Annotated in this window: 1 protein-coding gene; it reads left to right on the top strand. The window is 42.8% G+C overall.

All coding sequences use genetic code 11. The annotated features are described in order from the left end of the window. A partial coding sequence (locus EA341_RS01360) for a PKD domain-containing protein (RefSeq protein ID WP_293010883.1) occupies positions 1 to 3,849 on the top strand: 3,849 nt, incomplete at its 5' end. Between the last annotated feature and the right edge of the window lie 141 nt (positions 3,850 to 3,990).

The raw sequence follows: 3,990 nt of genomic DNA, 5'->3' as shown, positions 1-3,990 counted from the left end.
GTGGCAGCAATAGATATCAATGTCGATGAGCCGGAACTTCTTGAGCTTGTTTCGGTAGGTTTCCAGGATCCTACCTGTGGAGACTTCAATGGGGTAATTGAATTTTCAGTAACTGGAGGGACGGCACCTTATAATGTCTTTATCAATGGCATTGCCATCAGTAATTTTGACTTTACGGAAGTAGATGGAAATTACAGGGTTACCAACCTTGAACCCCTCAGTTATTCCGTGGAAGTGGAAGACAGTTTTTCCTGCTTGGCACAGATTGATCAGGATTTTGATTTGGTCAATAATGATGGTTTTGAGATAGTTTCCAATCCTTTAGAGGAAGAAATCTGTGAAGGAGCCAGCGTGGTATTTACTCCAGATCTAGAAATTCCTACCGGTGCTTCGCCTGAATTGAAATGGTATTTTGATGCAGCGGCTACACAGGAGGTTAATTCGGGAACCGTTACAGGGGTCACGTATGCGATAAGCGATGAAGGGATTCTGAATGTCTCAGGTTTGGAACCTGGGAATTACACATATTACCTAGAGATTTCAGGTGATAACATCTGTACTTTGATCAGTACAGCTGAGGTAAATGTTTTACAGGCTATAGATGCCAATGTGCTTACCGAAAACATAAGCTGTTTTGGTGATACGGATGGAGTCATCAATATTGAGAATGTCACTGGGGGGTCAGGTGAATTTGAATTTAGCCTGAATGGAGAGGATTTTCAAACAGAAGCTCTTTTCGAAAACCTGGCTCCAGGTAATTACACCTTGAATATACGTGATATCAATGCTGCTGAAGGCTGTTTTCTTGATATTCCTGATTTGTTGATTGAAAGCCCTGATGCGCCAATTACATTGGAGGGCTTTGAGATTTTCAGGGCTTCCTGCGGTGAAGCCAATGGACGTATTTTTAATATTGATGTTCAAGGTGGATGGGGTAATTATTCTTTTGAGTGGAGAAGTGACGATCCTGATACTGGAGAGTTGCTGACTCAGGGAAGTATAGGAGAGCTGGATGGTATTTTCCCAGGGACATACTATCTCATCATACAGGATGAGAATGGTTGTATAGAAATTTTTGATTTTGAGGTTGGAGCGCTGTCTGATCCTGAATATGCCCTGGTTCCTCCAATGGATGTTTGTTTTGGGGATGATGTACTGATCAGGCCTGTACATTTGGCTCCTGATCCCAGTTTGCCACCCGCTGCAGCTACAGCGGTTTTTTGGTATAAGGAAGCCAATAGACAGGGCTTGATAGAGGATGGCCCTGATCCTGACAATCAAGAAATTGTCTATGCCATCGATGACAGCAATTGGATTAATCCAGAGCTCAGCATTTCAGGTTTGGCTCCGGGCGATTATACTTTTTATTTTTACGTAGCCTGTACCGGAGTAGAAATGCCTGTAGAAGTAACCGTAAATGCAATTCCTGAACCGGTATTTGAAAGTCAAAGAGAATCATGTCAGGGGGCAAATGATGGGAAAATCCTGCTTACGGGAATTGGAGGAGATCCTGATGTTGAGTTTTCTGTAAATGGAGGAGATTGGATGAGTCAGGAGGAACTTGAAGCCATGCTTTTTGCTCCAGGTACTTATACTGTAGATACCAGGTCTGAATTTGGTTGTATGCCAGAAACACAGTCTATAGAAGTTGAAGGACCTGATGCTTTAATTCTGGAGTTTATAGCCTTGCAGGATGCCTCTTGTCTGCAGGAAGATGGCAGTATTGAAGTTTCTTTTACCGGAGGATGGCCTGATTATACCTTGATTTTAACAAATTCAGGTAATGGCAATACGCAGGAAGTAAGTATCTCTGATGTAGGAAACTTCGTTTTTGAAAACTTAGGTAGCGGTTCTTATGAAATTACTATAACAGACGCGGAAGGCTGTCTTGCTGCTTTGAGTGATCCTCTTGTCATTGAGGATTTGCCGACGGAAATAATTCTCCAGGATCGTTTTGATATTTGTGAAGATGAAACTTTAATCCTTAGCCCTGAAATAGATCCTAATGTACCAAACAGAACTTTTAGGTGGTATAGTGGTAATGTCAACCCTGCAAATGAACTCAGCGATGGTCAAATTGACGGAAACATCAGCTATTCAATAGATGCGGATGGTTTTTTAAGTATTACTGGTCTAGAAGCCCGTAATCAGGCTTATACCTATTGGGTGACCGTAGAGGGACCTGAGGTCTGTGAGGGAGACAGCAAGGAAGTTGAAGTTTTTGTTTTCCAGGATCCAGTCTTTACTGCAGAAGCATTTGATGAAGTCTGTTTTGGCGAAGGTGGCTCTATTGTGATCAATCCAGAGGTCAATGTAACAGATTTGGAAATCAGTATCAATGGCGGTGATTTCCAAAATTATCCGGACAACAGGATAGATAATTTAAGCCCAGGAATGTATTCGCTTGCAGCAAGACATGCTTCAGGCTGTTCGTTTATTTTAGAAGAAGAGCTGATTATTGAAGGACCAGATGCTGCCTTGGAATTGGTGGATATTCTATCTTTGGATACAGAGTGTGAAGAGAATTCAGGAAGTATCTCAGGTGGGATGCGTGGAGGAATTGCTCCTTATGAAATCAGGCTGACAGATGCCTCGGGCAATCCTTTTAATTTTAACCCAGTGATCTCAGGGGATGATTTTGTTTTTGAAAACCTACCATCTGGCGAATATGTGTTGCTATTGGAGGATGCAGCTGGCTGTATTGTCCGTGAGGACCAAATCATTGTTGCAGATATACCAACACTTATTGAGGTGGATGATTTGGTGAGCATCTGTGAGGGTGAAACAGCTGTGCTTAGCCCTTCCATCGATGCAACAGGGACTAATCCGGAATTTTTATGGTTTACTGATCCAAATAGACAAAACCCTATTGCTTCCAATCAGACTGGTCCGAATGGGGAAACATATGAAATCGATGCAGCTGGAATGCTAAGGGTCAGTGGTTTGCCATCAGGCTCCTCACCATATTTCTTCTATGTGGGGGCTCAGGGAGATGGGATCTGCGGAGATGATGTGGAGCAGGTTGAAGTGCGGGTCAGCGCTTTACCTCAACTTCGGGTTTCCAATCCATCTATAGTCTGTGATCCTACAGAAACGGTAGATTTGACAAGGTACATAGAGGGTTTTGACTCAGACCTGTACGATTATATCGTGGTGGGTCCATCAGGTAACAGTCTGAGGTTGGACGAATTGGAAGAGGTTGGTCGCTCGGGGAATTACAACGTTCAGGTAAGTTTGAAGGGAACAGATTGTTATACCCCAGTGGAGCGGATTTTGGTGATCATAGCAGAAGAAGAGGTGATTGCCAATTTTGATTACCAATTGGATATAGGAGGAGGGAATATCATCGTCAACCAAGATATCAATATCCTGGAAGATGTGGAGTTTACGGATAAGTCCAGTGGAGAAGTGGTGATCTGGAACTGGGATTTCGGGGATGGGTCTGGAAGTTCACAGCAAAATCCTGTTCATCAATTTCAAGAAAAAGGAACGTATACCATACGACTGACCACTATTGATGTAAATGGTTGCCAGTCTGAGTTTACCAGGGTAGTAGAGGTGTTTGATGACTATTTGATAGAAATCCCTACAGCCTTTACTCCATCCCGTGCCGATGGGAAGAACAATTTCTTCAAACCTATGTATAGGGGAATTGCCAGTATGAAATTTTACGTGTTCAATACTTGGGGAGATTTGATTTATGAGACAGACAGCTTGGAGGATAGGGGATGGGATGGAACCTTGAATGGCACTATGTCTCCAAATGGGAATTATGTGTATAAAGCAGAGTTTGTCACCAGGGGAGGAGAAAGGATAGTGCGCACGGGTGTATTCTTGTTGATACGTTGATTGAGTTGTGATTTTTAATTCCGCTGAGGCGGACAAGTTGTTTGATTGTGCAATTGTTTAACTGATGAACTGGAAGTTGTTAAGGGTTAAGAAGTTAAAAGTTAAGGTGTGAGGGCAAATGAACTTTGAAGCGTGAACATC

It is taken from the genome of Mongoliibacter sp. (genome assembly GCF_007692705.1).
Classification (GTDB): Bacteria; Bacteroidota; Bacteroidia; order Cytophagales; family Cyclobacteriaceae; genus Mongoliibacter.
The sequence above is the reverse complement of the archived record's forward strand: the minus strand, read 5'-3'. Positions and strand labels throughout refer to the sequence as shown.